The sequence below is a fragment of the Mycobacterium sp. genome (assembly GCF_035697385.1).
GTDB lineage: Bacteria > Actinomycetota > Actinomycetes > Mycobacteriales > Mycobacteriaceae > Mycobacterium.
The window spans coordinates 1-25973 of the sequence record NZ_DASSCY010000283.1; the positions used below are offsets into that span (position 1 = coordinate 1).

A 25973-nucleotide genomic window follows, 5' to 3' on the forward strand; every position below is an offset into this window, starting at 1 on the left:
TCCCCCGGCGTCGAAAACGCTTCGTACGCCTCGCCGGCGTCCAGCAGTCGCGCGACGACATCGCGATAGATCTCGCTGCGCTGGGACTGACGGTAGGGGGCGTACGGCCCGCCGATGTCGGGACCCTCGTCGTAGTTGAGGCCTAGCCAGTTCAGCGCGTCGAGCAGCGCGAGATAGCTTTCCTCGCTGTCGCGTTCGGCGTCGGTGTCCTCCAACCGGAACACGAAAGCTCCGCCAGTGTGGCGAGCATATGCCCAGTTGAACAACGCGGTGCGGATCAGACCGACGTGCGGCGTACCCGTTGGCGATGGGCAGAACCGAACTCTTACCGTCATGACTTTCCTTTACGCGAAACGGGATTGGTCAGCGTCCCGATGCCATCGATGGTGATGCTCACGGTGTCGCCGTCCTCGATCGGCCCGACGCCCTCTGGCGTGCCGGTCAGGATCAGGTCGCCGGGCAGCAGCGTCATCACCGCCGAAATCCACTCGACGATCGCACCGATGTCATGGACCATCAACGACGTCCGGCTGTTCTGCTTGACCTCACCATTGACCTCCGTGCGCAGTGCGAGGTCGGCCGGGTCGACGTCGGTGACGATCCACGGCCCGATCGGGCAGAACGTGTCATGGCCCTTGGCGCGAGTCCATTGGCCATCCTTTTTCTGTTGATCGCGCGCTGAGACGTCGTTGGCGATCGTGTAACCGAGGATGTTCTCTGCTGCCCGCGCGGCAGGGACGTCCTTGCACGGCCGGCCGATCACGGCGGCCAGTTCGCCCTCGAAATGCACCGGATTGGCATCTGCCGGCAGCTGAATCGGCACGCCGGGTCCGACGATCGCGGTGTTGGGCTTCATGAAGATGACCGGGTCCGAGAACGACCCGCCGCCCATCTCCTCGATGTGGGCGGCGTAGTTCTTGCCAATGCAGACCACCTTGGTGGCGAGGATCGGCGCCAGCAGTCGCACGTCGGCCAGCGGCCACTGCCTGCCGGTGAAGGTGGGCGTTCCGAAGGGGTGTTCGGCGATCTCCTTCGCGACTGCCTGGTTCGGGTCGTCGGTCGGTCCTTCGATGCTGACGAAGGCGACCCCGTCGGGACTGGCGATTCGGCCAAGGCGCATGAGTCAAGCCTAGTGGCCGTGGTGGTGGCGGCCGCGGGCCGCTCCCGTCTCACTGATTGAGAAAGAAGTTCAGCATGCTGAGACGTGCTGTGCCACGATGGGGCGCGTGTCCGTCGAATCGATCAGCACGCTGCGGCGCTGGTCGATGCTGGGCGTCGCGCTGAGCACGACCCTTTGCGCCAACGTGTTCATCAACGGTGCCGCCTTCCTCATCCCCACCCTGCACAGTGAACGCGGGCTGGATCTCGCGCAGGCCGGTCTGCTGTCGTCGATGCCGAGCTTCGGCATGGTTGTCACGCTGATCGCGTGGGGATACGTCGTCGACCGGATCGGCGAGCGGATCGTGCTGGCCCTGGGGTCGGCGCTGACCGCGTCCGCGGCATTCGCGGCGGCGTCTGCGCAGTCGCTGATCGCCGTCGGTGTGTTCCTTCTGCTCGGAGGAATGGCGGCGGCCAGCAGCAACACGGCAAGCGGCCGCCTCGTCGTCGGATGGTTCCCGCCCGAGCGGCGCGGATTGGTGATGGGAATCCGCCAGACCGCGCAACCGCTGGGAGTCGCGTTGGGCGCCTTGGTGATTCCGCAGCTGGCCGAAACCCACGGCGTATCGGCGGCCCTGCTGTTCCCCGCGATCGTGTGTGCCGTGTCCGCGGTCGTGTGCGCGGTCGCGGTGATCGACCCGCCGCGGCCACCGCGCGCCGAGGCCACCGACGACGATCTGGCCAACCCGTACCGAGGGTCGGCGATGCTGTGGCGTATCCACGCCGTGTCGGTGTTGCTCGTCGTTCCACAGGTCGTGGTGTGGACGTTCACGCTGGTGTGGCTGATGAGCGACCGTGGCTGGTCGGCGGCATCGGCCGGAGCGATGGTGACGGTTGCCCAGGTGCTCGGCGCCGGCGGACGCATCGCTGCGGGCCGCTGGTCGGACGTCGTCGGCTCTCGGATGCGGCCCATCCGCACCATCGCGCTGGGAGCGGCCGCGTCGATGGCGCTGCTGGCGCTGACCGGTTGGCTGAACTCCCCGATCAGCGTCGCAGTGATGGTGATCGCTTCAGTGATCACCGTGTCCGACAACGGTTTAGCATTCACCGCGATCGCCGAGATCGCGGGACCGTTCTGGAGCGGGCGGGCGCTGGGAACCCAGAACACCAGCCAACTACTGACCGCAGGAATCGCTCCGCCGCTGTTCGGCGCGTTAATCGGCGTCGCCGGATATCCGGCCGCGTTCGCGGTGTGCGCGCTATTTCCGCTCGCGGCAATGCCATTGGTGCCTGTCGAGTCGCGGCGGCCGTAACTCGACGATAATCACTGCTGGCGGTTTCGTCGCGGCAGTACCAGGAGCGCCGCGGCGAGGAAGCACAGCGCTCCGACAAAGGTCCCCAGATTGGCCAGCATCGCGTCTTCGGTCACACCCGTCTCGGTGACGAACGCTCCAAGTGCCGACACCCCGAAGGCCAAGCACCCGATCATGTTGATCCACTCTGCTTGCCAGTCAAGGGATTTCAGCTCGACGATCCCGACAACGGCGGTCACTGCAATGACGCCAAGCGCCCCGCTCACCAGAAAGGCCAGCGACCCTATGGCGTCTGGCGCCCATACCAGGTGCCGCTCCGGCCTGACGGCATGCGCCCACAACGAGGCACCGGTGCTGATGTTGAACAGGACCGTACCGGCGAATTGGGTGGCTGCCGAGAGCCACCCGATCCGCAGGGCAGGCCCGGACAACACCAACTGCATCCATCCCGCGGCGGTGAAGAACCACGAGCCAATGAAGCACAGCAGGTTGGTCAGTCCGGCCCCGGAGACTGCGGACGTCCCCGGCATCGTGGCGATCGCGAACAACGTCGAACCGATGGCAAACAGCCAGCACTGTCGCCGCAGTGTCGCCACCGAACGACTAAAGGCCCGAGGCGATCCGCTCGCCGATCTGCGCCGTGGTCAGCTTCTGGTCCCCGCGTGTGGCGAGGTGCTGCTCGACGGCCTTGTCGACGCGGGCAGCGGCGTCGTCCTCACCGATGTGGGACAGCAGCAGCGCGACGGACATGATCGCCGCCGTCGGATCGGCGATGCCCTGTCCCGCGATGTCGGGTGCGCTGCCGTGCACGGGTTCGAACATCGACGGATTCGTCCGTGTGCCATCGATATTGCCGCTCGCCGCAAGGCCGATGCCGCCGCATACCGCTGCGGCCAGATCGGTGATGATGTCGCCGAACAGGTTGTCGGTGACGATGACGTCGAATCGGCCCGGATCCGTGACGAGGTGGATGGTGGCGGCGTCCACATGCTGGTAGGCCACCTCGACGTCGGGAAATTCCGTCGCCAGTTCCTGCACGGTGCGCCACCACAGCGCGCCGGCGTAGGTCAGCACGTTGTTCTTGTGCACCAGCGTCAAATGCTTGCGCCGCTGCTGCGCCCGGCGGAACGCGTCGGCCACGACGCGGCGCACACCGAACGCGGTGTTGACGCTGACCTCGGTGGCGATCTCGTTGGGCGTGCCAACGCGGATCGCTCCCCCCGTTCCGGTGTAGGGACCCTCGGTTCCTTCACGCACGACGACGAAGTCGATGTCTGGATTGCCTGCCAGCGGACTGTTGACGCCCGGATACAGCTTGCCCGGCCGCAGATTGATGTGATGGTCGAGCTCGAACCGGATCCGAAGCAGCAGACCACGTTCCAGCAGACCGCTGGGCACCGACGGGTCACCGATCGCACCGAGCAGGATCGCATCGTGTGCCCGCAGTTCGTCGAGCACCGAGTCGGGCAGCACCTCGCCGGTTTCGTGGTAGCGGCGTGCACCCAGGTTGTAGCTGGTCTTCTCGACGCCGGGCTGCACCGCGTCGAGCACCTTGACGGCCTCGCTCACCACTTCCGGGCCGATGCCGTCTCCGGCGATGATCGCCAATCTCACGAGAGATCCACCACTTCCAGCAGTTTGGCGCCGACGGACTCGGCGATCACGGCGCGGACGTCGTCAGGGACGCCGCGGTCGATGCGCAGCAGGATCGTCGCGCCCGGCCCCTCAGCATCCTCACTGAGCTGAGCCGCATGGATATTGATGTCGGCGCCGCCGAGCAGCGTGCCGATCTTGCCGAGCGTCCCCGGCTGGTCGATGTAGTTGATGATCAGGTAGACGCCCTCGGCGCGCAGATCGAAGTTGCGGCCGTTGATTTGGACGATCTTCTCCACCAGCTGCGGACCTGACAGCGTTCCGGCGACGTTAGTGGTCGAGCCGTCGGAGTAAACCGCGCGAACGTCGACCACGCTGCGGTGGTTGGGACTTTCGGTGGCCGTGCTGATGTCGGCCTGCACCCCGCGCTCGGCGGCCAGTGCAGGTGCGTTCACGAATGTCACCGGATCCTCGATGACCGCGGAGAACAACCCGCGAAGCGCTGAAAGGCGAAGCACCTCAACCTCTTCGGACGCGAGCTCGCCACGGACCTGCACTGACAATGAGACCGGAAGCTCGCTGGACAGCACACCGATGAGGAGGCCAAGCTTGCGGGCCAGGTCGAGCCACGGCGCAACTTCTTCGCCGACAACCCCGCCGCCGACGTTGACGGCGTCGGGCACGAACTCTCCGGCCAGCGCGAGCCTCACACTTTCGGCGACGTCGGTGCCCGCCCGGTCCTGGGCTTCGGCGGTCGACGCGCCCAGGTGCGGAGTGACGACAACCTGAGGCAGATCGAACAGTGGGCTATCGGTCGCCGGCTCTTTGGCGAAGACGTCAATGCCCGCGCCACGCACGTGCCCGCTTCTGATGGCCTCTGCGAGGGCCTCCTCGTCGACAAGCCCGCCACGCGCGGCGTTGACGATGATCACGCCGGGCTTCGTCTTGGCCAGTGCTTCCTTGCCGATCAGCCCGGCTGTCTCCGGCGTCTTGGGCAGGTGAACCGAGATGAAGTCGGCGCGGGCCAGCAGCTCGTCGAGCGTCAGTAGCTCGATGCCGATCTGCGCAGCGCGTGCGGCCGACACATACGGGTCGTAGGCCACGACGTGGGTGCCGAACGCAGCCAGCCGCTGGGCAACCAGTTGCCCGATCCGGCCGAGGCCCACGACGCCGACGGTCTTGCCGTAGATCTCGGTGCCGGAGAACGACGAGCGTTTCCAGGTGCGTTCACGCAGCGACGCGTCGGCGGGCGCGATCTGCCTGGCGGCGGCCAGCAGCAGCGCGACCGCATGCTCGGCGGCGCTGTGGATGTTCGACGTCGGTGCGTTGACCACGAGCACGCCCCGAGCGGTGGCGGCGTCCACGTCGACGTTGTCCAGGCCGACGCCGGCGCGGGCGACGATCTTGAGCTTGGGGGCAGCGGCCAGCACCTCGGCGTCGACGGTGGTCGCCGAGCGCACCAAGAGGGCATCGGCCTCGGGCACGGCGGCCAGTAGCTTTTCTCGGTCGGGGCCGTCGACCCAGCGGACTTCTACCTGGTCGCCGAGGGCGGCGACGGTGGATTCAGCCAGTTTGTCGGCGATCAGTACAACGGGAAGACTCACGCCCACACAGCGTAGTGGGCTGCCTCCACCTCCAAACAGGAGGTTGGGGACGCGTTGGCCGATACACTTCCGGCCCATGGCAGAGCCGTACCGCGTGGATCAATTGCCGCAGGTCTGGCAGCAGCGGTTCACCTTCTTCGATGCTTATGGACTTCCGGGATCGTCGTCGCAGTCGCAGGCGGCTTTCAAGGCGCTTTCGTTCGGCAAGAAGCTGCGGCTCACCACGAATCTTCTGGCGTTCTTCTTCGGGCCCGTTTACTACTTCGTGAAGGGCATGTGGCGCAAAGGCCTTGTGCTGCTGGCGGAGGCCATTGCCATCGGAGTGTTGGTCGCGTTCAACGGCCCGGACCACATTTTGTCGCGGGTGCTGGTGTTCGCCTATGCCGCTGTCGTGATGTCTACCGCCAACTATGCCTACTACCTGCACGCCGCCAAGGGCAGCCGATCGTTCAACCCGTTCGAGGGTTTCAGCCGTCGGTCGTCGAAGGCATAGCCGGTGGTAGACATCACCGTCGTCGGGAGTGGCCCCAACGGGCTGGCCGCTGCGGTCATCTGCGCCAGGGCCGGCCTGTCCGTTCAGGTATTCGAGGCCCAGTCCACCCTCGGCGGCGGCGCGCGCACCCTCGCCGATCCCGAGTTTTCCGGGGTTTCGCACGACATCTGTTCGGCGGTGCACCCGTTGGCGCTGGCGTCACCGTTCCTCGCGGAGTTCGATCTGCCGGCGCGCGGTGTCACGATCAACGTGCCGGAGGTGTCGTACGCCAACCCGCTCCCTGGCCGATCCGCCGCGGTCGGCTACCACGACCTGGACCGCACCTGCGCCGAACTGTCCGACGGCGCGTCGTGGCGGCGCCTGCTCGGTCCGCTTGTCGAACGTGACGACGCGGTGCTCAATCTGCTGCTGGGCGACAAGCGCTCGATTCCGCGCGGGCCCGTAGCGGCCGTCCTGGCAGGTCTGCGGTTGCTCGAGCAGGGCACGCCCGCCTGGCGTGCGCTGTCCGGCGTCGACGGCCGTGCGCTGTTCACCGGCGTTGCGGCGCATACGATTTCGACGATGCCGTCGCTGGTTTCCGCTGGCGCGGGGCTGATGCTGGCCATGCTGGCCCACACCGTGGGTTGGCCGATACCCGTCGGCGGCAGTCAAGCCATCCCCGACGCGCTGATGGCCGACCTACGGGCACACGGTGGCACGGTGACGGCGGGCGAGGAGATCACGTCACCTCCCGTTGGCGTCGTGCTGTACGACACCGCGCCCACTGCGCTGCTGTCCATCTACGGCGACAAGCTGCCGCCAGGGTATGCAAAGGCCTTGCGGCGCTACCGCTTCGGGCCGGGTGTGGCCAAGGTCGACTTCGTGCTGTCCGGCGAGATTCCGTGGACGGATCCACGACTGGCCGATGCGCCGACCCTGCACATGGGCGGCACCCGCGAGCAGATGGCGCACGCCGAGCGGGAAGCCGCCGCTGGTCGCCACGCGGAATGGCCGATGGTGCTCGCCGCGTTGCCACACCTGGCCGACCCGGGCCGAATCGACCCACAGGGACGACGACCGCTGTGGACGTACGCTCACGTGCCGTCGGGTTCACCCGTCGACCAAACCGAGGCCGTCACAAGGATTTTCGAGCGGTTCGCGCCCGGCTTTCGCGACGTCGTGGTGGCGGCCCGTAGCGTGCCGGCGGCGCGGCTGGCCGACCACAACGCCAACCTCGTCGGGGGTGACATCGGCGTCGGCGGCAATACGCTGTACCACGCACTTGCAGGCCCCACGCCGCGGCTCAACCCGTGGAGCACGCCGATCCCCAAGGCATACCTGTGCTCGTCGGCCACACCGCCGGGCGGCGGCGTGCACGGCATGTCCGGCTACTACGCCGCCCGCACCGTGCTACACCGCGAGTTCGGCATCAAAAACCTGCCGACCCTCTCGCCGTAGTCAGCGATTTGTGGAGCCGCACCGGCGCTCAGCGCGGCTGCGGCTCCACAAATCGCACTGACTAAGCCGTTTCGGTGATGGGGCGGTCGACCCAGCTCATCAGGTCGCGCAGCTTCTTGCCGGTGACCTCGATGGGATGCTCGGCGTTCTCCTTGCGCAGCCGCTCGAGCTCCTTGTTGCCGCCCTCGACATTGGCGACGAGCTTCTTGACGAAGCTGCCGTCCTGAATCTCGGAGAGGATCTGCCTCATCCGCTCCTTGGTGCCGGCGTCGATGACCCGCGGCCCGGATAGGTAGCCGCCGAACTCCGCGGTGTCGGACACCGAGTAGTTCATCCGGGCGATACCGCCCTCGTAGATGAGGTCGACGATGAGCTTCAGCTCGTGCAGCACCTCGAAGTACGCCAGCTCGGGCGCGTAACCGGCCTCGACCATTACCTCGAAGCCGGTCTTGATGAGTTCCTCTGTGCCGCCGCACAGCACGGCCTGCTCACCGAACAGGTCGGTTTCGGTCTCGTCCTTGAATGTGGTCTTGATGACGCCGGCGCGGGTGCCGCCGATGCCCTTGGCGTAAGACAGCACCAGCGCCTGGCCCTCGCCGGTCGGATCCTGTTCGACCGCAACCAAACACGGCACACCCTTGCCATCGACGAACTGACGGCGTACCAAGTGGCCCGGGCCCTTCGGAGCCACCATGCCGATGGTGACGTTGGACGGCGGCTTGATCAGATCGAAGTGAATGTTCAGGCCGTGTCCGAAGAAGAGCGCATCGCCGTCTTTCAGATTCGGCTCGATGTCGTTGGAGAAAATGTCGGCCTGGGCAGTGTCGGGGGCCAGCAGCATGATGACGTCCGCCCACTTGGCGACCTCAGCAGGGGTGTCCACTTCGAGACCCTGCTCGGTGACCTTCTCGCGAGACTTCGAGCCCTCCTTGAGGCCCACCTTCACCTGAACGCCGGAGTCGCGCAGGCTCAATGAGTGCGCATGGCCCTGGCTGCCATAGCCGATGACACCCACTTTGCGTCCCTGGATGATGGACAGGTCGGCGTCGTCGTCATAGAACATCTCAATGCTGTTTGAAGCCACAGTGACTTTTTCCTTCTCTTCCAACTGATAGGGGCTTACTTGACGGTGCCGATGCCGCGCGGCCCGCGCGACAGTGACACCACTCCGGACTGCACGAGCTCACGGATCCCGAACGGCTCGAGCACCCGCAGCAGGGCCTCCAGCTTCTCGGGCGTTCCGGTGGCCTCGACGGTCAGTGACTCCGTCGACACATCAACGACCTTGGCGCGAAACAGGTTCACCGCCTCGATGACCTGACTGCGGGTGCTGGCGTCGGTGCGCACCTTGATCAGGGCCAGCTCGCGGGCGACGGAGTTCTCCTCGTCCTGCTCGACGATCTTGATCACGTTGATCAGCTTGTTGAGCTGCTTGGTGATCTGCTCGAGCGGAGAGTCCTCCACGCTGACCACGATGGTCATCCGTGACATGTCCTTCTGCTCGGTGGCGCCGACGGCTAGCGACTGGATGTTGAAGCCGCGCCGGGAGAACAGCGATGCCACCCGGGCGAGCACGCCGGGTTTGTCCTCGACGAGCACCGAGAGGGTGTGCGTATTGATGGTGCTCATCAGGCGTGCCCTTCTTCCGGATCGTCGAACAGCGGGCGGATTCCGCGTGCGGCCTGGATCTCGTCGTTGCTGGTGCCTGCGGCCACCATCGGCCACACCTGGGCGTCGGCGCCGACGATGAAGTCGATCACCACCGGGCGGTCGTTGATCTCACGCGCTTGCCTGATGACGTCTTCGACGTCTTCGGCACGCTCACAACGCAATCCGACGCAGCCGAGCGCCTCGGCCAGCTTCACGAAGTCCGGGATGCGATGCGAGTGTGTTGCCAGATTCGTTTGGCTGTAGCGCTCTTCGTAGAACAGCGTCTGCCACTGCCGCACCATGCCCAGGTTGCCGTTGTTGATGACGGCGACCTTGATCGGCGCTCCCTCGACGGCGCAGGTGGCCAGTTCCTGATTGGTCATCTGGAAGCAGCCGTCACCGTCGATGGCCCACACCTCGGCCTCGGGACGGGCGAATTTGGCGCCCATCGCCGCAGGAACGGCGTAGCCCATGGTGCCTAGGCCGCCGGAATTGAGCCATGTTCGCGGGTTCTCGTACTTGATGAACTGCGCGGCCCACATCTGGTGCTGCCCCACGCCGGCGACGTAGACGGCGTCAGGCCCGGCGATGCGGCCCAGCGTTTCGATCACGTACTCCGGGGACAGACTGCCGTCGCTCTGCGGTCCATAGCTCAGCGGGAATGTCGACTGCACCCCGCGCAGGTACTCCCACCAGTTGTCGATGTTGATCGAGCCGATGGTGCCGTCACGGCGCAATGCCTCGATCAGATCCGTGATCACGGCCTTGACGTCGCCGACGATCGGCACGTCGGCGTTGCGGTTCTTGCCGATCTCAGCCGGGTCGATGTCGGCGTGGATGACCTTGGCTTCTGGCGCAAAGGAATCCAGCTTGCCTGTCACCCGATCGTCGAAGCGGGTGCCCAGCGCGATCAGCAGATCGCTGCGCTGCAGCGCGGCCACCGCCGCGACCGTGCCGTGCATGCCAGGCATGCCCATGTTCTGCGGGTGGCTGTCCGGGAACGCGCCGCGGGCCATCAGCGTCGTGACGACCGGGATCCCCGTCAGCTCGGCGAGGTCGAGGAGTTGCTCGGTCGCGTCTCCGCGGATCACCCCACCGCCGACGTAGAGCACCGGCTTGCGGGCGGCCGCGATGAGCTTGGCCGCCTCGCGGACCTGGCGGCTGTGCGGCTTGGTGTTGGGCTTGTAGCCCGGCAGATCGATCTGCGGCGGCCAGCTGAACGTGCACTGCCCCTGCAGGATGTCCTTCGGGATGTCGACAAGCACCGGACCAGGCCTGCCCGACGCTGCGATATGGAACGCCTCGGCCATCACCCGCGCAATGTCGTTGCCGTCGCGGATCAAGAAATTGTGCTTGGTGATCGGCATCGTGATGCCGGAGATATCGGCTTCCTGGAATGCGTCGGTGCCGATCAGCGCGCGACCGACCTGGCCGGTGATCGCCACCACCGGGATGGAGTCCATGTGCGCATCGGCCAGCGGGGTGACCAAGTTCGTCGCACCGGGACCCGACGTCGCCATGCACACGCCGACCTTGCCGGTGGCGTGCGCGTAACCGCTGGCGGCGTGACCCGCGCCCTGCTCATGACGAACCAGGACGTGACGCAGCTTCTGGGAATCGAAAAGCGGGTCGTAGACAGGCAACACGGCGCCGCCGGGGATGCCGAAGATGACGTCGACGTCGAGTTCCTCAAGAGACCGGATCACCGCTTGCGCGCCGGTGAGTTGTTGCGGTGCAACCCGTTTCGGTTGTGCCTGGCCGGCTTTCGACGCGGACTTGGCGGCATGTCCCCCGTTTGGCGGAGTCGCCGACTGCTCCGGTGGTCGCGTGGTGGGTGCGCTCACGGTGTCCTCTTTACCTCTGTGGTGTTCTCTAGGGTCTCAAATCGATGCTGGGGCAAGAAAAAACCCCCGTCAGCTGGCTGCTGTACGAGGGTCGCGCGTTGATGCTGGTTGCTATGCCCGGCAGAGGGCAAGCGCGGCATCAACGCGCTTCCCAATTACTACGAGCAATCCCGGGGTGTGCATAACAGTCGACGGTAGCCTCCGCACTGGTCAATGGTCAAATTCCGGTCGGCTCACCCGCAAATGCAAGGATGGCGGTGTGAGCTCAGCATCCGACGCCGCACCGCCAGCCCCGGTGGTCATCCGGGTATCGCCGATGGCGCATTTCGCGGTCGGTTTCTTCGCGCTAGGCCTGCTCGCACTGGTTCTTGCCGGGCCGTCATGGGTCGCGCTGCTGCTCATCATCCCGGTCATGTTGTCGATATCGATATTTAGGTATCGAACGGTTGCAGACCGCGACACAGTGACCGCCCGCTCGCTGTTGGGAAGCGAGTCGGTCGCCTGGGACGACATCGACGGGCTGCGCTTTGGCCGAGGGTCGTGGGCGTTCGCGCAACTCAAGGACGGCAGGGAACTTCGACTTCCTGCAGTGACGTTCGTGACGCTGCCGCTGCTGACAGAGGCCAGCGGGGGCCGCGTGCCCAATCCCTACGACCGGCGCACGTAGGCGGCCGGCAATCCTCAGGCCAGCGGGTTGCCGCCGTTGAGCAGCACCCACATGGCGATTCCCGCGCCGACGCCCACTACAAGGGCGGCGAACGAGCCGACGAACGGCCGTCGGGCCCAACCCCGCCCGGCGTCCAGACCGTAGCGGCCGGGGCCGATCAGGATGATCGCCGCTACGACGCACACCAGGACGACCTTGTACTCGTGGCCGTCGGTGAGAAAGTCCGACAACCTGGCCTCTTCGTGTGCGGCCATCGCTTCTGCCAGCACACCGTTGACCAGGTAGGCCAGCGCGCCGGCGGCGGCCAGCGGGGTGAAAAGGCCCAGCACCAGCAGCACTCCCGCGGCGATCTGACCGGCAGTCGCCACGTAGGTCAGGATGTCGGCGTGCTGATAACCCATGCCGGTCAGTGATTCTCTCCAGCCGTCGAAGCCGGGACCGCCCCACCAGCCGAACGCCTTCTGCAGGCCGTGAGCGATCAGTAGCGCGCCGACGGCCACGCGCAACACCAGCAGGCCGAGGTCCTGCGTGCCCCGCCGGTCCGCTGCGCGCGCGTGCTCTTCCTCGCCGGATTCGATCTCGGTCGGCTCAGCGCCGTAGAGGGAGTGCCGTCCGCCCGGCTGAACGTAGGGCAGTGGCTCGGGATCGCTGATCAGCCCGAAACCCGGCTGCTCTGTCGATTTGTTCGAGTCGTATCGCGGGATCGCGGTGGTTTCGAAATCACCCGCGTAGTTCGAGGATGGAAGGTCGTCTTCGGGGTCGACCAGGCTTGCCGACACAGGCCGACCAGCCGCGTCGTCGGGCCGCTGCCAGGCGAGCGGGTCGTGGGGATGACTGGTCACGATTGCCAGAGTAAGTGCTAGTTACCCGCGAATCGAGGATTGGCGCGGTGCTTTCGTTGCACTATTCGCCGAGGCTGGCCACAGCTTCAACGGGGTGAGCGTGGCGCGCACCGCCGGACAATCCGTAACCTGGCCTGCATGAGACAGCGCCGGCCGATGTGGGGTGTGCTCGTCGTGCTGTGCGCGGCGTTGCTGGTCGGATCCGGATGTGCACGCTTCGACGATGCGCAGTCGCAGCCCTTCACCACCGAGCCCGAGCTCGCTCCCGGCCCCACTTCGACGCCGCCGCCCCCACCGCCGCTGCCGCCGAAGCCGTTTCCGAAGGCATGCCCCGCACCCGGCGTCATGCAGGGCTGCCTGGAGAGCACCAGCGGGCTGATCATGGGTCCCGACAGCCAGTCGGCACTCGTGGCCGAACGGACGACCGGCGCGGTCAAGGATGTTTCGGTGCGCGCGGAACCCAAGGTCAAGTTGGTTATTCCGGTCGACCCGTCGGGCGACGGCGGCTTGATGGACATCACGTTGTCGCCGACCTATTCGCAGGACCGGCTGATGTACGCCTACATCAGCACCCCGAGCGACAACCGGGTCGTCCGCATCGCCGACGGCGACATCGTGAAGCCGATCCTGACCGGCATCCCGAAGGGCGCCACCGGCAACATGGGGGCGTTGATTTTCACCAGCCCCACCACGCTGGTGGTCCAGACCGGCGATGCGGGCAACCCGGCGCAGGCCGCCGATCCCGGTTCGCTGGCGGGCAAGGTGCTGCGCCTCGAGCAGCCCACGACGGTGAACCCGGCGCCGCCGACCACCGCGCTGAGCGGGATGGGCGGCGGTGGCGGCATGTGCATCGATCCGTCCGACGACTCGCTCTACATCACCGACCGCACCCCCACCGCCGACCGGCTGCAGCGCATCACCAAGGACTCCAAGGTGTCCACGGTGTGGACCTGGCCCGACCGTCCCGGGGTGGCCGGCTGCGCCGCGCTGGACGGCACCGTGCTCGTGAACCTGGTCAATACCAAGCAGACCGTCGCCGTCCGGCTTGCCCCCGACACCGGCGCCGTCACCGGCGAGCCGGAGGTGCTGCGTCAGGACCAGCACGGTCATGCCTGGGCGCTGCAGCTCTCGCCCGACGGCAACGTCTGGGGCGCCACCGTCAACAAGACGTCCGGCGACGCCGAGAAGCTCGATGACGTCGTCTTCCCACTGTTCCCGCAGGGCGGCGGCTTCCCGCGCAGCAACGCCGACAACACCTGACGCTCAACGGATTTCGCGCCGCGAACGCGTTGCAGTCAGCCTTCGACAATGCGTAACCCCACGATGCCGACGACGATGATCGACAGAAACAGCACCCGCGCCACGCTGACGGCCTCACCGAACGCGATGATGCCGGCAATAGAGACGCCCACCGCTCCGATTCCGACCCAGACGGCATACCCGGTGCCGGCGGGCAGGTGTCGCAGCGCCACGGCCAGCAGCACGAAACTCAATAAGGCACCGGCCACGCCGATGATGCTGGGCCACGGACGGGTGAACCCGTCAGACTGCTTGAGCGCTGTCGCCCAGACGATTTCGAGCAGGCCCGCGGCGATCAGAATGAGCCAGGGCATGGTGATCACGCATTCGTGCCGCCGTCGACGGTGAGCAATGACCCGGTGATGCTACGGCCGCCCGGGCCGCTGAGGAACGCCACGGCATCCGCGATGTCGGCCGCCTTCGCATATCTGCCCAACGCGCTCAGCGCGCGCTGTCCGTCTGCCGTTGGCCCGTCGGCGGGATTCATGTCGGTGTCGGTGGAGCCGGGCTGCACCAGGTTGACGGTGATTCCGCGCTCACCGAGATCACGGGCCAGCCCTTTGGTGAATCCGATCAGCGCGGACTTGCTCATCGAATAGAGGGTGACACCCGGAAACGGCACGCGCTCAGCGAGATTGCTTCCGATACTGACGATCCGTCCACCGTCAGGCATGTGACGCACTGCGGCCTGGCTGGCCAGATACACCGCTCGGGCGTGGATGCCCAGCGTGCGGTCGACCTCGTCGAGTGACACCTCCTCGATCGGCCCGAACGGAAAGACACCCGCGTTGTTGACGAGGATGTCGAGCCCGCCGAATTCGTCGACGACCTGGTCGACGGCTGCCACGACTTCGTCCGCGGCGGCGCTATCGGCTCTGATGGCCAGCCCGCGCCGGCCGTGGGCGCTTATCTTGTCGACGACCTCATCGGCTCGCTCCTTCGACTGGGCATAGGTGATCGCCACGTCCGAGCCCAGCTCGGCCAGCCTCACCGCGATAGCGGCTCCGATCCCCCTGCTGGCGCCGGTCACCAGCGACATCTTCCCTGTCAGTTCCGACATGCCATCCTCCTATTTCTGTGTCGTTCGATACATAATTACGTCCCCAGGCTACACTCGTCAAAGAGTTTCCTGTCGTTCGATACAGAAATGGGGTGCACCGTGGCGATGCGCGGCAGGCCACGTGCCTTCGATCGGGCCGACGCCCTGCGACAGGCGATGACCGTGTTCTGGGAACGCGGCTATGAGGGCGCGTCGATAAGCGAGCTCGCCGCGGCGATGGGCATCAGCTCCCCCAGCCTGTACGCCGCGTTCGGGTGCAAGGAGCAGCTGCTGCGCGAGGCGGTCGCCCTCTACAACGAGATCGAAGGCGCTGACATCGCCACGGCATTGCGCGACGTACCCACCGCGCGCGAGGCAATCGCAGAGGTGCTGCGCCGCAACGCAATCGCGTACACCGATCCCAGCACACCGACGGGATGCATGATCGTGCTCACCGCGACCACGTTCACGGAAGGCAACCGCGCGGTGCACGATCACCTCGCCGACTGGCGCATGTCGCTCGAGCGCGACTTCCGGAAACGCATCGAGCGCGGGATCGACGACGGTGACGTGCCAGCCGGCGCCGACGCGGCGACGATCGCCGCGTTCTATAACGCGGTCAACCACGGCATGGCGATCCAGGCCCGCGACGGCGCCGATCGATCGACCCTTTCCGCGGTCGCCGAAGCCGCCATCACCGCGTGGGATGGGCTCGCGGATCGCCGTTAACTGCAGGCGGCCAAGACCAATTCGCGCACTCGCGCGGCGTCGGCCTGACCCTTGGTCGCTTTCATCACCGCGCCGACGATCGCGCCGGCCGCTTGGACCTTTCCGCCGCGGATCTTGTCCGCGATGTCGGGATTGGCGGCCAGCGCCTCATCGACAGCGGCCTGGATCAGCGAGTCGTCGCGAACCACCGCGAGACCGCGGTCGGTCATCACCTGTTCAGGTTCACCCTCGCCGGCCAGTACACCCTCGACCACCTGCCGGGCCAGCTTGGTGGACAGCTTGCCGTCGTCGACGAGCTTGAGCACCGCAGCGACCTGAGCCGGGGTGATCGGCAAGTCGGACACGGCCACTCGGACTTCGTTGGCCTTCTGCACCAAGAAGTTTCCCCACCACGCGCGGGCGCCCTCGCTGGACGCGCCGTGTTCGACGGTGGCGGCAACGAGATCGATGGCGCCATTGTTGACAAGGTCGCGCATGACCTCGTCGGAGATGCCCCACTCCTGCTGAATTGTCTTGCGGCGCAGCCACGGGAACTCGGGAATCGTCTGGCGCAGCCGTTCGACCAGTTCGCCGGCCGCCGCCACCGGCTCCAGGTCCGGCTCGGGGAAATACCGGTAATCCTCTGCAGTCTCTTTACTGCGGCCCGGCGAGGTGTAGCCGTCCTCGTGGAAGTGCCGGGTCTCTTGGTGTACCCGGCCGCCTGCCTCGAGAACCGCTGCCTGGCGGCGCATTTCGTAGCGAATTGCAACCTCGACGCTCTTGAGCGAATTCACGTTCTTGGTCTCGGTTCGGGTGCCGAACTCTTTCTGGCCTGCCGGCTTTAGCGAGATGTTGGCATCGCAGCGCATCGACCCCTGGTCCATCCGCACGTCGGAAACGCCCAACGCGCGCAACAGATCCCGCAGCGCAGTGACATACGCGCGGGCAATCTCGGGTGCACGTGCGCCGGTGCCCTCGATCGGCTTTGTGACGATCTCGATCAACGGCACGCCAGAGCGGTTGTAGTCGATCAGCGACGTGGTCGCGCCTTCGATGCGGCCGGTGTCGCTGCCCAAGTGGGTCAGCTTGCCGGTGTCCTCTTCCATGTGCGCACGCTCGATCTCCACTCGCCAGGTGGTGCCGTCGTCGAGCGGGACGTCGAGGTGGCCGTTGATCGCGATCGGCTCGTCATACTGGGAGATCTGGTAGTTCTTCGGCATGTCCGGGTAGAAGTAGTTCTTCCTGGCGAACCGGCACCACGGCACGATCTCGCAACCGAGCGCCAACCCGATGCGAATCGCCGACTCCACCGCGGTCTGATTGAGCACCGGCAGCGCCCCGGGCAACCCCAGACACACCGGGCACACCTGGGTGTTGGGTTCGGCGCCGAACTTGTTGGCGCAGCCACAGAACATCTTGGTGGCGGTGGACAGCTCGACATGCACTTCCAGGCCGAGCACCGGCTCATAGCGCGCCACGACGTCGTCGTAGTCGATCAGTTCGGCTCGAGAAGAGCTGGCCGCGACAGTCATGGCCCCGATCCTAGTGGCGGGGTTCTACACCAACTTCGGGTGCACGCCCGGGATCAGGCCGACCGTGACGGCCATCCGCTGTAACAGCTCTAGAAGTGCCGCTCGTTCGTCGGCCGACAGCGCCGCGGTGATCTCTTTCTCCTGCGACCTGCCCTGCGCGTCCAGGTTTGGCAATAGCTCGCGGGCCTTGTCGGTCAGCGTCACCGCAAAGGCTCGGCGATCCTCGGGATGAGGAAGCCGTGTCACCAGGGCTTGACGCTCGAGGTTGTCGACGACGGTCACCATCACGTTGCGGTGGATCCCGAGCCGTTCCGACAACTGCCGCTGAGACTGCCCGTCGTCGCTGATCAGCGCCATCAGGACCGCGTACGTCCGCGGACCGACGCCGAACGGCTCCAACCGATGCACGAAGTCGTCGGCCAGATACACACCGAGCTGGGAGAGCAAGAAGGGAATTCGTCGGTGCAACTCCGCGATGCCGGTGGGACGGTCACTCACAGCAGCGACATTAGCACTTCAAGTGATGATCACCTATGGTGATAGTCACGGACAGTGACTATTAAGGAGTCGCCATGCGGATTGTCATCTTCGGAGCCAACGGGCAGACCGGCAGGCTGCTCACCCGTCGGGTGCTCGACGCCGGCCACACCGCGGTGGCCGTCACTCGTAATCCGGACGGCTTCCCGTTCGCCGATGCCCGGTTGGTGGTAGGTGGTGCCGATGTGCGGGACGCGTCGTCGTTGGTGTCGGTGGTCGACGGAGCCGACGCCGTGCTGTCGACGTTGGGGGTGCCGTTCAGTGTGCGCGCCATCGACACGTACTCGGCCGGCATCCGCAACGTCGTCGCCGCGATGCGAAAGACGGCGGTCCGGCGACTGGTGGTGGTGAGCTCGACGGGCGCCTACCACTACCCCAACCGAGTGGACACGCCCTTCGCGTTGCGGATCGTCGAGCCGGTGATCACCCGCACAATCGGCAAGACCACCTACGACGATCAGCGCCGTATGGAGACGATCGTGCGCGATAGTGGCGTGGACTGGACGATCGTGCGGCCGTCGGGCCTGTTCGACCTGCCCGAACCGACGAATTACGTTGCAGGAGAAGTTGATCCGATCGGAGGTTTCACAGCCCGGATCGACCTGGCGGACTATATGACCAAGCTCGCCGGCGATTCCTCGGCCGCCGGCAAGACGGTCGTCGTGTCCACCACCGAGAACACGCCCACGATGTGGCAGATGGTCCGTCGCGAAGCGTTCAAGAGCGCCTAACGCATTAGCGCGAGACGAACTCAGCCGAAGAATTCAGCGGCGTCGTCGTACCGGCTTTGCGGCACCAGCTTCAGCTGACGCACCGCGTCGGCCAGCGCCACGCGGCCAATCTCCTGGCCCCGCAACGACACCATCATCCCGTACTCACCGGCGTGCGCGGCGTCGGCGGCGTTCACCCCGAAGCGGGTGGCGAGCACCCGATCGAACGGCGTCGGTGTGCCGCCGCGCTGCACGTGCCCCAGCACGGTGACCCGCACTTCCTTATTGATCCGCTTCTCCACCTCGAGGCCCAGCTGCTGCGCGACCCCGGTGAACTTCTCGTGCCCGAACTCGTCGATTCCGCCTTGACGAAGCTGCATCGTGCCCTCAGCGGGCTTCGCACCTTCGGCCACCACGCAGATGAAGTGTGAATCGCCGCGCACGAAGCGCTGTTTGATCAGCCGGCACACCTCTTCGACGTCGTACGGCTGCTCGGGGATCAGCGTCATATGGGCGCCCGATGCCAGGCCGGCATTCAACGCGATCCACCCCGCGTGGCGGCCCATCACCTCGACCAGCATCACTCGCTGATGGGATTCGGCGGTGCTGTGCAACCGGTCGATGGCCTCGCTGGCGACCATCAGCGCAGTGTCATGCCCGAATGTCACGTCGGTGCAATCGATGTCGTTGTCGATCGTCTTGGGAACCCCGACAACCGGGACGTTCTCCTCGGACAGCCAGTGCGCGGCCGTGAGCGTGCCTTCGCCACCGATCGGGATCAGCACGTCGATGCCGTTGTCGTCCAGCGTCTGCTTGATCTGGTCGAGCCCGGCGCGCAGCTTCTCCGGGTGAACCCGAGCGGTACCCAGCATGGTTCCGCCCTTGGCGAGCAGCCGGTCATTGCGGTCATCGTTGGCCAAGTGGACGCGGCGGTTCTCCAGCAGTCCACGCCAGCCGTCCTGGAATCCGACGACCGATGAGCCGTATCGCACGTCGCAGGTCCGCACGATTGCACGGATCACCGCGTTCAGCCCAGGACAGTCGCCGCCGCCGGTAAGTGTTCCGATCCGCATGCACCCATCCTCCCCCGTTACAGCGCAGTCGGCAGCGGACCTCGCGCAATCTCGTATGCGGCGCCCACCCGGTACAGCCGGTCGTCCGCCAGCGCCGGGGCCATGATCTGCAGGCCGACGGGCAGGTTGTCGTCGGGCGACAGGCCCGAGGGCACCGACATCCCGCAATGGCCGGCCAGATTCAGCGGCAGCGTGCACAGGTCGAACAGGTACATCGCCAGCGGATCGTCGACCTTCTCCCCCAGCGCGAAGGCGGTGGTCGGCGTCGCAGGCGACACCAGCACGTCGACCTTCTTGTACGCCTCGTCGAGGTCGTGGGCGATCAGCGTGCGCACCCTCTGTGCCTGGTTGTAGTAGGCGTCGTAGTAGCCCGCCGACAGTGCGTACGTCCCAATCATGATGCGGCGCTTGACTTCTGGGCCGAAGCCAGCGGCGCGGGTCAACGCCATCACCTCTTCGGCGCTGTGCGTGCCGTCATCGCCGACGCGCACGCCGTACCGCATGCCGTCGAAGCGCGCCAGGTTCGACGAGACCTCTGACGGCAGGATCAGGTAGTACGCCGGCAGCGAGAAGTCGAAGTGCGGGCAGTCGACCTCGCTGACTTCCGCGCCAAGCGCAGTCAGCTGCTCGACCGCGGCGTTGAACGACGCAAGCACGCCATCCTGGTAGCCGTCGCCGCGCAACTGCTTGACCACGCCGATCTTCACGCCCTTCAAGTCGCCGGAGGCACCTTCTCTAGCGGCGGAGACCACGTCGGGCACCTCGGCCTCGACGGAGGTGGAGTCCTTCGGGTCGTGCCCGGCGATCACCTGGTGCAGCATCGCGGTGTCGAGCACCGTGCGGGCGCACGGACCGCCTTGGTCCAGCGACGAGGCGCACGCGATCAACCCGTACCGCGACACCGTGCCGTAGGTGGGCTTCACTCCGACGGTCGCCGTCAGCGCGGCCGGCTGGCGGATCGACCCACCGGTGTCGGTGCCGATGGCCAGCGGCGCCTGGAATGCCGCGAGGGCTGCCGCGCTACCGCCGCCCGATCCGCCTGGCACGCGGTCGACGTTCCAGGGGTTGCGGGTCGGCCCGTAGGCGGAGTTCTCGGTAGACGAGCCCATCGCGAACTCGTCCATGTTCGTCTTGCCCAGGATCGGGATGCCGGCCGCGCGCAACCGTGCGGTGACGGTGGCGTCGTACGGCGACGTCCAGCCCTCGAGGATCTTCGACCCGCAGGTGGTCGGCATGTCGGTGGTGGCGAATACGTCCTTGAGCGCCAGCGGCACACCCGCCAGCGGCGACGGCAGGTCGTCGCCTGCCGCGACGGCGGCGTCGATCCTGGCCGCTTCTGCCAACGCGTTGTCACCCGCTACGTGCAGAAACGCGTGGTATTTCTCGTCGGTCTCGGCGATCTGATCGAGGCACGCCTGGGTGGCCTCCGTCGAGGAGACCTCCTTGGCGGAGATCTTGGCGCCCAGCGTCGCGGCGTCGAGCCGGACCAGTTCGCTGCTCATTCGACTTCTCCCAGGATCCGTGGGACGCCGAATCTGCCGTCGACCGCCTTTGGCGCCTGAGCGAGCGCTTCGTCCTGGGCCAGGCTGGGCACGACGTCATCAGGGCGAAAGACGTTGACCTCCGTCAGCGGGTTTCCGGTCGGGTCGACGCCGGTGACGTCGACGGCCTGGATCTGGCTGACGTGTTCGAGGATGGCGTCCAACTGGCCGGCGAAGCTGTCCAGCTCGTCCTCGCTCAGGGCGAGGCGGGCCAGTCGCGCCAGATGGGCAACCTCGTCTCGGGAGATCTGCGACACGAGGTGCAAGCCTAGTCACCGCCGCCGCCGCACCTCTCGCGCCACCTTCCCGGAATGCTCAGCAGCACGCCCTGTGAAACAGTGTTGCGCGTGCCTTCGTATCTGCTGCGGGTCCAGCTAGAGGATCGGCCAGGCAGTCTCGGCTCATTGGCCGTGGCTCTCGGGTCGGTGGGCGCCGACATCTTGTCCCTCGACGTGGTCGAACGCGCATCGGGGTATGCAGTCGATGATCTCGTGGTCGAACTGCCGGCAGGCGCGATGCCGGACATGCTGATCACGGCCGCCGAGCATCTCAATGGCGTGTATGTCGACACGATCCGCCCGCACACCGGGCTGCTCGAAGCCCACCGGGAACTCGAGCTGATCGATCACATCGCGGCGGCCGACGGGAAGCCCAAGCAACTGCAGGTCCTTGTCGACGAGGCCCCGCGCGTGCTGCGCGTCGGATGGTGCACCGTGGTCGAGCTGACTGATTCTGGGCCCAAACGCGTCGTCGGCAGTCCGGGAGCTCCGGAAACCCAGGCGGCCGAAACGCCGTGGCTACCGCTCGACCACGCCGAAGCGCTGGACGCCACCGCCGATTGGGTACCACAGGTGTGGCGCGACATGGACACGACGCTTGCTGCGGCACCGCTTGGTGGACCTCGCACTGCCGTCGTGTTGGGCAGACCGGGCGGACCTGCCTTCCGGCCGTCGGAGGTGGCGAGGCTTGGCTACCTGGCTGGGATCGTCGCGACGATTCTGAGCTGAGCTTTAGCCACCAGCCGGCACCGGGAAGCGGTCGTTGACATCGGCATTGGTGTCTTTGCGGGCGCAGTGCGCGCAGCAGAAGATCGCATCCGGTGTCTCAACTCCATGGCCGAGAATCCGGCATCCACAGTGCGCGCACTCCGGCGCTAACTGGACGGCCGCGCACTCCACGCTGTCGAATGTCGCGCTGCGGCCATCGGGCCATGTCACCGTGAACGCCTTGTCGTAGTGGTTGCCGCAGGTATCGCAGATCGCCATCACACACTCCCTAACTCGGTTATCCGACGGGGTTCCCTGCTCCGGATGTCGACAAACACCGACCGAGTTCGACGGCCTTGCCGCCGCCGTCCATCAGCAGCACCAATTCGCTGATATCACCGAGGACGGGCTGACCGCCCTGCGGTAGCCGGTCTGCCCCAACCGGATTGAGCACATCGGACCCGATGCGAGCGCTTTGTCAGTTCCACTCGACGGTGGGCGGGCTCTTACTCAGGTCGGCCTTACCGAAAAGCGAAGACGGCGCTGTGCCAGTGACTCTCGCGCCGTCGCGTCCTTCAACGGAATAGCTGAAGTCACCGCTCATCGTTACGGTCGCGCTCATGTCGTATGGCGAGAAGTTGATCTCGACATCGTTTGCGTCGGGCGCTCGCCACGTCACCGTGCCATCCACGGCGCCGTACTCGTAAGCTCGCTGGGGGCAACCCGCTGGTTCGAGCGATCGCGAGCGCTCGCATTCGTCCAACAGCGCCTTGACATTTGAGACGATTTCAGCGCGGCCCGCGTCACTCAAGGACACCTCGGGAACGTTGCCGCCCGCGTAACCCGTCAACGCGTCCAACAGAACCGGCTTGCCTTCGACGGTGAGGTTCTTGTTGCTCGACCCCCACTCCACGAAGCCGGGAAACAGGTAGACCACCGACTCGCCCACCGGCTTGCCGAAAGCGGTGACGGTCTCCATGGCCTTGATGCTGCTCTGCGTCGAGAAGTCCAGGCGCACGGCGGCGGAGTCGAGCCTCCATTCGTCGCCGTTCTTCTTCAACAAGAAGGTGGTGTCCGAAGTTTGATCACCGAAACTCGCCGTCACGTGGACCTGGCCGAAGCCGATCCCGCCATCGGAATCGTCGCCGAGGATGCGGATATTGGAGATCGGCATCTCCTCGATCTGTTGCTTGAGGATCTCGTCGCTCAGGAGTTCCTTCGACGCGGGTTGGTCGGCACCGAAACTCAACGCGGCCTCCGCATCACCCTTGGCGAGCGCTTCCAGGTAACCCTGCACTGCCCCACCCGCATCCGACGCGCCGCCGCTACCGCGCCCGACCAGTGCTATCGCGGCGACGATCACGACCACCAAGACCACGGCCACACCGGCACCAATCGTGATGAAGAGCGCTTTTCGATTGCGGCGAGGACCGCCACCTAGCGGGGCGTACTCACCGAACTGCTGGCCGGGAGGCTGCTGCCAGCCGGGCGGCGGCTGTTGCGGCGCGCCCGACGGCCATTGCTGCTGTGGCGGCTGTCCGGAGGGCCATTGCTGCTGCGGGGGGCCGGACGGCCATTGCTGTTGCGGCGGGCCGGAGGGCCGCTGCGGCGGGCTCGGCGGCGGGATGTCCCAACCGCCTCCCGGGACGTGCCCTCCGCCCGGATTCGGACCGCCGGCCGGGTTGGGGCCGCCGTAGCCATGGCCTCCGCCGGACCAATCAGTCACAGCAAAACTCCCAGGTGTGGTGCGTGCGGCACAGGAATGTCCCCCGTCGTCAAGAACGGCGCTCAGCTAACTGCACACCGTCGTCTAATCAGGCGCGGTCGAATGGATTAGCAGCATTCTAACCATGCATCGCGGCCCTCTCGCGCACGAATGTTCAGCGGGCTAACCGCTCAGACGGCGTCCGGACCGCCCTCCAGCAACCGGCGGAAGCCGTCCTCGTCGAGGATCGGCACGCCGAGTTCGACGGCCTTGTCGTACTTCGAGCCGGGCGAATCGCCCGCCACCACATAGGCGGTCTTCTTCGACACCGAGCTGGCCGCTTTGCCGCCGCGCGCAACGATGGCCTCCTTCGCGTCATCGCGGGAGAATCCGGGCAACGAGCCGGTGACGACGATGGACATGCCGTCCAGCGTTCGCTCGATGCTGGTGTCGCGTTCGTCGTGCATCCGCACGCCTGCGGCTTGCCACTTGTCGACGATGGCGCGATGCCAGTCGACACCGAACCACTCGACGACGGCGGCGGCGATCGTCGGGCCGACGCCTTCGACGGCAGCAAGCTGTTCCTCCGAAGCCGACCTGATGGCGTCGAGGCTGCCGAACTCAGTGGCCAGTGCGCGCGCGGCGGTAGGCCCGACATGGCGGATGGACAGCGCGACGAGTACACGCCACAGCGGCTGAGACTTGGCTTTGCCCAGGTTGGCAAGCAGCCGTTGGCCATTCGCCGACACTGCACCCGCCTTGATGGTGAACAGCTCGGTGCGTAGCAGGTCGTCGGCTGTGATGGTGAACAGATCACCTTCGTCGGTGATGACGCCGGACTTCAGCAGCGCGATGCCGGCCTCGTAACCGAGGCCCTCGATGTCGAGCGCCCCGCGGCTGGCGACGTGGAACACGCGCTCGCGCAGCTGCGCCGGACAGGTTCTGGAATTGGGGCAGCGGATGTCGGCGTCGCCCTCCTTCGCCGGCGCCAGTTTCGTGCCGCATTCGGGACACGTTGTGGGCATTTCGAATTCGCGCTGCGAGCCGTCGCGCAGATCGACAACCGGGCCGAGAACTTCCGGAATCACGTCGCCGGCCTTGCGGATCACCACCGTGTCGCCGATCAGCACGCCCTTGCGTTTGACCTCAGACGCGTTGTGCAACGTCGCCAGTCCGACAGTCGACCCGGCGATTTTGACCGGCTCCATGTAGGCGAACGGGGTGACCCGACCGGTCCGCCCGACGTTGACCCGGATGTCGAGCAGCTTGGTGGTCGCCTCTTCTGGCGGATACTTGTAGGCCACCGCCCAGCGCGGCGCGCGCGACGTCGACCCGAGGCGGCGCTGCAGCGCCACATCGTCGACTTTGACCACCAGACCGTCGATTTCGTGCTCGACGTCGTGGCGGTGCTCGCCCCAATAAGCGATGCGTTCGGTGACGGCGTCCAGCCCCTTCACCTTCGCGGTGTGTTCGGATACCGGCAGCCCCCACGCCTTCAGGGCGCGGTACGCATCGTGCAGCGTCTTCGGGGTGAAGCCTTCGGCATGGCCGAGGCCGTGACAGATCATCCGCAGCTTGCGCCGGGCGGTGACGGCGGGATTCTTCTGCCGCAGCGACCCTGCTGCGCTGTTGCGTGGGTTGGCGAACGGCGCCTTGCCCTCCGCGACCAGGCCTGCGTTGAGATCCTCGAAGTCGGTGACCCGGAAGAACACCTCGCCGCGCACCTCGAGCACGCGCGGGACCGGGAATTCCTTGGTGCCGGTGAGCTTTTCGGGGATATCGTCGATGGTGCGGGCGTTGAGCGTGACGTCCTCACCGGTGCGGCCGTCACCCCGGGTTGCCGCCCGAACCAGCCGGCCGTCGCGGTACACGAGCGCCAGCGCGACCCCGTCGATCTTCAGCTCACACAGGTACTGCGCATCGTCACCGATCTCCCCTTTGATGCGCGCGGCCCAGGCCGCAAGCTCCTCGGGAGCGAACACGTTGTCCAGGCTGAGCATCCGCTCGAGATGGTCGGCGGACGTGAAATCGGTCGCGAACCCGGCGCCGCCGACGAGCTGCGTCGGGGAATCAGGGGTGCGCAGCTCGGGGTGCTGGTCCTCGAGCGCCTGCAGCTCGCGAAGGAGTTTGTCGAACTCCGCGTCCGAAATGATTGGGGCGTCGCGCACGTAGTAGCGGAACTGGTGCTCGCGCACCTCGTCGGCGAGTTCCTGCCATCGGCGGCGGACATCGGCGTCCGGGGCTTCGTCGGCCTGTTCGGCCAACGCTGTTTCCGGGTCCTTCGAGCTCACCCTGGCAGGCT

28 protein-coding genes are annotated in these 25973 nt (G+C 66.2%); 8 read left to right on the forward strand and 20 right to left on the reverse strand.

All coding sequences use genetic code 11. The annotated features are described in order from the left end of the window. Both VFH65_RS23860 and VFH65_RS23865 read right to left on the reverse strand, forming a co-directional pair. The coding region (locus tag VFH65_RS23860) for a glutamate--tRNA ligase family protein (RefSeq protein WP_353324808.1) at nt 1-335 on the reverse strand (335 nt) is incomplete at its 3' end. After that, complete coding sequence (locus VFH65_RS23865; RefSeq protein ID WP_353324811.1) at nt 332-1120, reverse strand: fumarylacetoacetate hydrolase family protein; 789 nt, start codon at nt 1118-1120, stop codon at nt 332-334. The genes VFH65_RS23860 and VFH65_RS23865, both read right to left, overlap by 4 nt. Before the next feature lie 106 nt (nt 1121-1226). On the opposite strand from VFH65_RS23865, the gene VFH65_RS23870 reads away from it, so the two are divergent. Next, nucleotides 1227-2411, forward strand: a complete 1185-nt coding sequence (locus VFH65_RS23870) for an MFS transporter (RefSeq protein ID WP_353324813.1) — start codon at nt 1227-1229, stop codon at nt 2409-2411. An 11-nt stretch (nt 2412-2422) separates the two neighbouring features. On the opposite strand, the gene VFH65_RS23875 is transcribed toward VFH65_RS23870, so the two are convergent. The 3 genes from VFH65_RS23875 to serA form a co-directional block, all read right to left on the reverse strand. Continuing rightward, nucleotides 2423-2941, reverse strand: a complete 519-nt coding sequence (locus VFH65_RS23875) for a hypothetical protein (protein WP_353324937.1) — start codon at nt 2939-2941, stop codon at nt 2423-2425. Between the two features lie 73 nt (nt 2942-3014). Continuing rightward, nucleotides 3015-4025 (reverse strand): 3-isopropylmalate dehydrogenase, encoded by a 1011-nt coding sequence (locus VFH65_RS23880; RefSeq protein WP_353324814.1) that lies wholly within the window; start codon nt 4023-4025, stop codon nt 3015-3017. After that, the gene (serA, locus tag VFH65_RS23885) at nt 4022-5608 is read right to left on the reverse strand and encodes a phosphoglycerate dehydrogenase (protein ID WP_353324816.1); all 1587 of its coding nucleotides are present in this window, start codon (nt 5606-5608) and stop codon (nt 4022-4024) included. The genes VFH65_RS23880 and serA overlap by 4 nt, the downstream gene beginning before the upstream one ends. A gap of 76 nt (nt 5609-5684) precedes the next feature. Between serA and VFH65_RS23890 the strand changes: the two genes are divergently transcribed. Then, complete coding sequence (locus tag VFH65_RS23890; RefSeq protein WP_353324817.1) at nt 5685-6101, forward strand: DUF2628 domain-containing protein; 417 nt, start codon at nt 5685-5687, stop codon at nt 6099-6101. 3 nt (nt 6102-6104) lie between these two features. After that, nucleotides 6105-7538 (forward strand): phytoene desaturase family protein, encoded by a 1434-nt coding sequence (locus VFH65_RS23895; RefSeq protein ID WP_353324819.1) that lies wholly within the window; start codon nt 6105-6107, stop codon nt 7536-7538. Nucleotides 7539-7599: 61 nt separating this feature from the next. Here the strand turns inward: VFH65_RS23895 and ilvC are convergent, their stop codons facing one another. From ilvC to VFH65_RS23910, 3 genes are read right to left on the reverse strand one after another with little or no spacing between them, the layout of a single operon-like run. Beyond that, nucleotides 7600-8601, reverse strand: a complete 1002-nt coding sequence (gene ilvC, locus VFH65_RS23900) for a ketol-acid reductoisomerase (RefSeq protein WP_353324939.1) — start codon at nt 8599-8601, stop codon at nt 7600-7602. Nucleotides 8602-8657: 56 nt separating this feature from the next. Then, a complete protein-coding gene (gene ilvN, locus VFH65_RS23905) occupies nt 8658-9167 on the reverse strand; it encodes an acetolactate synthase small subunit (RefSeq protein ID WP_353324821.1) in 510 nt (169 codons plus the stop codon). Then, nucleotides 9167-11032 carry an acetolactate synthase large subunit gene (locus VFH65_RS23910; RefSeq protein WP_353324822.1) on the reverse strand — a complete coding sequence of 622 codons (1866 nt, stop codon included), beginning with the start codon at nt 11030-11032 and terminating at the stop codon, nt 9167-9169. Before VFH65_RS23910 ends, ilvN begins: the two co-directional genes overlap by 1 nt. A gap of 316 nt (nt 11033-11348) precedes the next feature. Here VFH65_RS23910 and VFH65_RS23915 point away from each other — a divergent pair, with 316 nt between their 5' ends. Next, nucleotides 11349-11699 (forward strand): PH domain-containing protein, encoded by a 351-nt coding sequence (locus tag VFH65_RS23915; protein WP_414688497.1) that lies wholly within the window; start codon nt 11349-11351, stop codon nt 11697-11699. Between the two features lie 14 nt (nt 11700-11713). Here VFH65_RS23915 and VFH65_RS23920 read toward each other — a convergent pair whose 3' ends face one another. Further along, nucleotides 11714-12541: a DoxX family protein gene (locus VFH65_RS23920; RefSeq protein ID WP_353324825.1), complete on the reverse strand. Its 828-nt coding sequence runs from the start codon at nt 12539-12541 to the stop codon at nt 11714-11716. Nucleotides 12542-12679: 138 nt separating this feature from the next. On the opposite strand from VFH65_RS23920, the gene VFH65_RS23925 reads away from it, so the two are divergent. Beyond that, entirely contained in the window at nt 12680-13801 is a 1122-nt protein-coding gene (locus VFH65_RS23925; protein ID WP_353324826.1) for a PQQ-dependent sugar dehydrogenase, read from the forward strand. Between the two features lie 35 nt (nt 13802-13836). On the opposite strand, the gene VFH65_RS23930 is transcribed toward VFH65_RS23925, so the two are convergent. Together VFH65_RS23930 and VFH65_RS23935 are read right to left on the reverse strand one after the other, a co-directional pair. Beyond that, nucleotides 13837-14154: a DMT family transporter gene (locus VFH65_RS23930; RefSeq protein ID WP_353324828.1), complete on the reverse strand. Its 318-nt coding sequence runs from the start codon at nt 14152-14154 to the stop codon at nt 13837-13839. A gap of 5 nt (nt 14155-14159) precedes the next feature. Further along, entirely contained in the window at nt 14160-14900 is a 741-nt protein-coding gene (locus VFH65_RS23935) for an SDR family NAD(P)-dependent oxidoreductase (RefSeq protein ID WP_353324829.1), read from the reverse strand. 87 nt (nt 14901-14987) lie between these two features. On the opposite strand from VFH65_RS23935, the gene VFH65_RS23940 reads away from it, so the two are divergent. Further along, nucleotides 14988-15608: a TetR/AcrR family transcriptional regulator gene (locus tag VFH65_RS23940; protein WP_353324831.1), complete on the forward strand. Its 621-nt coding sequence runs from the start codon at nt 14988-14990 to the stop codon at nt 15606-15608. On the opposite strand, the gene gatB is transcribed toward VFH65_RS23940, so the two are convergent. Both gatB and VFH65_RS23950 read right to left on the reverse strand, forming a co-directional pair. Beyond that, nucleotides 15605-17119, reverse strand: coding sequence for an Asp-tRNA(Asn)/Glu-tRNA(Gln) amidotransferase subunit GatB (gene gatB / locus VFH65_RS23945; protein ID WP_353324833.1), 1515 nt, complete (start codon nt 17117-17119; stop codon nt 15605-15607). The two genes, VFH65_RS23940 and gatB, sit on opposite strands and share 4 nt — an antisense overlap. 24 nt (nt 17120-17143) lie before the next feature. Further along, nucleotides 17144-17617 (reverse strand): MarR family winged helix-turn-helix transcriptional regulator, encoded by a 474-nt coding sequence (locus tag VFH65_RS23950; protein ID WP_353324834.1) that lies wholly within the window; start codon nt 17615-17617, stop codon nt 17144-17146. Nucleotides 17618-17691: 74 nt separating this feature from the next. Between VFH65_RS23950 and VFH65_RS23955 the strand changes: the two genes are divergently transcribed. Then, complete coding sequence (locus tag VFH65_RS23955) at nt 17692-18387, forward strand: NAD(P)-dependent oxidoreductase (RefSeq protein ID WP_353324836.1); 696 nt, start codon at nt 17692-17694, stop codon at nt 18385-18387. Between the two features lie 20 nt (nt 18388-18407). Here VFH65_RS23955 and VFH65_RS23960 read toward each other — a convergent pair whose 3' ends face one another. From VFH65_RS23960 to gatC, 3 genes are read right to left on the reverse strand one after another with little or no spacing between them, the layout of a single operon-like run. Further along, entirely contained in the window at nt 18408-19439 is a 1032-nt protein-coding gene (locus tag VFH65_RS23960; RefSeq protein ID WP_353324838.1) for an ATP-dependent 6-phosphofructokinase, read from the reverse strand. Nucleotides 19440-19456: 17 nt separating this feature from the next. Then, nucleotides 19457-20941, reverse strand: coding sequence for an Asp-tRNA(Asn)/Glu-tRNA(Gln) amidotransferase subunit GatA (gatA, locus tag VFH65_RS23965; protein WP_353324839.1), 1485 nt, complete (start codon nt 20939-20941; stop codon nt 19457-19459). Then, on the reverse strand, nt 20938-21237 hold the full coding sequence (gene gatC, locus VFH65_RS23970) for an Asp-tRNA(Asn)/Glu-tRNA(Gln) amidotransferase subunit GatC (protein ID WP_353324841.1): 300 nt from the start codon (nt 21235-21237) through the stop codon (nt 20938-20940). Before gatC ends, gatA begins: the two co-directional genes overlap by 4 nt. A gap of 90 nt (nt 21238-21327) precedes the next feature. Between gatC and VFH65_RS23975 the strand changes: the two genes are divergently transcribed. Further along, nucleotides 21328-21987 (forward strand): amino acid-binding protein, encoded by a 660-nt coding sequence (locus tag VFH65_RS23975; RefSeq protein ID WP_353324843.1) that lies wholly within the window; start codon nt 21328-21330, stop codon nt 21985-21987. Nucleotides 21988-21990: 3 nt separating this feature from the next. Here VFH65_RS23975 and VFH65_RS23980 read toward each other — a convergent pair whose 3' ends face one another. From VFH65_RS23980 to ligA, 4 genes are all read right to left on the reverse strand, one after another. Beyond that, on the reverse strand, nt 21991-22245 hold the full coding sequence (locus VFH65_RS23980) for a hypothetical protein (protein WP_353324845.1): 255 nt from the start codon (nt 22243-22245) through the stop codon (nt 21991-21993). A 19-nt stretch (nt 22246-22264) separates the two neighbouring features. Continuing rightward, the gene (locus tag VFH65_RS23985) at nt 22265-22420 is read right to left on the reverse strand and encodes a hypothetical protein (RefSeq protein ID WP_353324846.1); all 156 of its coding nucleotides are present in this window, start codon (nt 22418-22420) and stop codon (nt 22265-22267) included. 24 nt (nt 22421-22444) lie between these two features. Continuing rightward, the gene (locus tag VFH65_RS23990) at nt 22445-23692 is read right to left on the reverse strand and encodes a hypothetical protein (RefSeq protein ID WP_353324847.1); all 1248 of its coding nucleotides are present in this window, start codon (nt 23690-23692) and stop codon (nt 22445-22447) included. 170 nt (nt 23693-23862) lie between these two features. After that, entirely contained in the window at nt 23863-25935 is a 2073-nt protein-coding gene (ligA, locus tag VFH65_RS23995; RefSeq protein ID WP_353324941.1) for an NAD-dependent DNA ligase LigA, read from the reverse strand. Nucleotides 25936-25973: the final 38 nt, after the last annotated feature.

Bases quoted from the DNA above. Each gene is read 5' to 3' on its own strand.
- VFH65_RS23940 (WP_353324831.1), top strand. From the start codon at position 14,988: ATGGGGTGCACCGTGGCGATGCGCGGCAGGCCACGTGCCTTCGATCGG.
- VFH65_RS23865 (WP_353324811.1), bottom strand. From the start codon at position 1,120: ATGCGCCTTGGCCGAATCGCCAGTCCCGACGGGGTCGCCTTCGTCAGC.
- VFH65_RS23915 (WP_414688497.1), top strand. From the start codon at position 11,349: ATGGCGCATTTCGCGGTCGGTTTCTTCGCGCTAGGCCTGCTCGCACTG.
- gatB (WP_353324833.1), bottom strand. From the start codon at position 17,119: ATGACTGTCGCGGCCAGCTCTTCTCGAGCCGAACTGATCGACTACGAC.
- VFH65_RS23875 (WP_353324937.1), bottom strand. From the start codon at position 2,941: ATGCCGGGGACGTCCGCAGTCTCCGGGGCCGGACTGACCAACCTGCTG.
- VFH65_RS23980 (WP_353324845.1), bottom strand. From the start codon at position 22,245: ATGGCGATCTGCGATACCTGCGGCAACCACTACGACAAGGCGTTCACG.
- VFH65_RS23955 (WP_353324836.1), top strand. From the start codon at position 17,692: ATGCGGATTGTCATCTTCGGAGCCAACGGGCAGACCGGCAGGCTGCTC.
- VFH65_RS23925 (WP_353324826.1), top strand. From the start codon at position 12,680: ATGAGACAGCGCCGGCCGATGTGGGGTGTGCTCGTCGTGCTGTGCGCG.
- VFH65_RS23935 (WP_353324829.1), bottom strand. From the start codon at position 14,900: ATGTCGGAACTGACAGGGAAGATGTCGCTGGTGACCGGCGCCAGCAGG.
- VFH65_RS23960 (WP_353324838.1), bottom strand. From the start codon at position 19,439: ATGCGGATCGGAACACTTACCGGCGGCGGCGACTGTCCTGGGCTGAAC.
- VFH65_RS23890 (WP_353324817.1), top strand. From the start codon at position 5,685: ATGGCAGAGCCGTACCGCGTGGATCAATTGCCGCAGGTCTGGCAGCAG.
- gatA (WP_353324839.1), bottom strand. From the start codon at position 20,941: ATGAGCAGCGAACTGGTCCGGCTCGACGCCGCGACGCTGGGCGCCAAG.
- ilvC (WP_353324939.1), bottom strand. From the start codon at position 8,601: ATGTTCTATGACGACGACGCCGACCTGTCCATCATCCAGGGACGCAAA.
- ilvN (WP_353324821.1), bottom strand. From the start codon at position 9,167: ATGAGCACCATCAATACGCACACCCTCTCGGTGCTCGTCGAGGACAAA.
- VFH65_RS23930 (WP_353324828.1), bottom strand. From the start codon at position 14,154: ATGCCCTGGCTCATTCTGATCGCCGCGGGCCTGCTCGAAATCGTCTGG.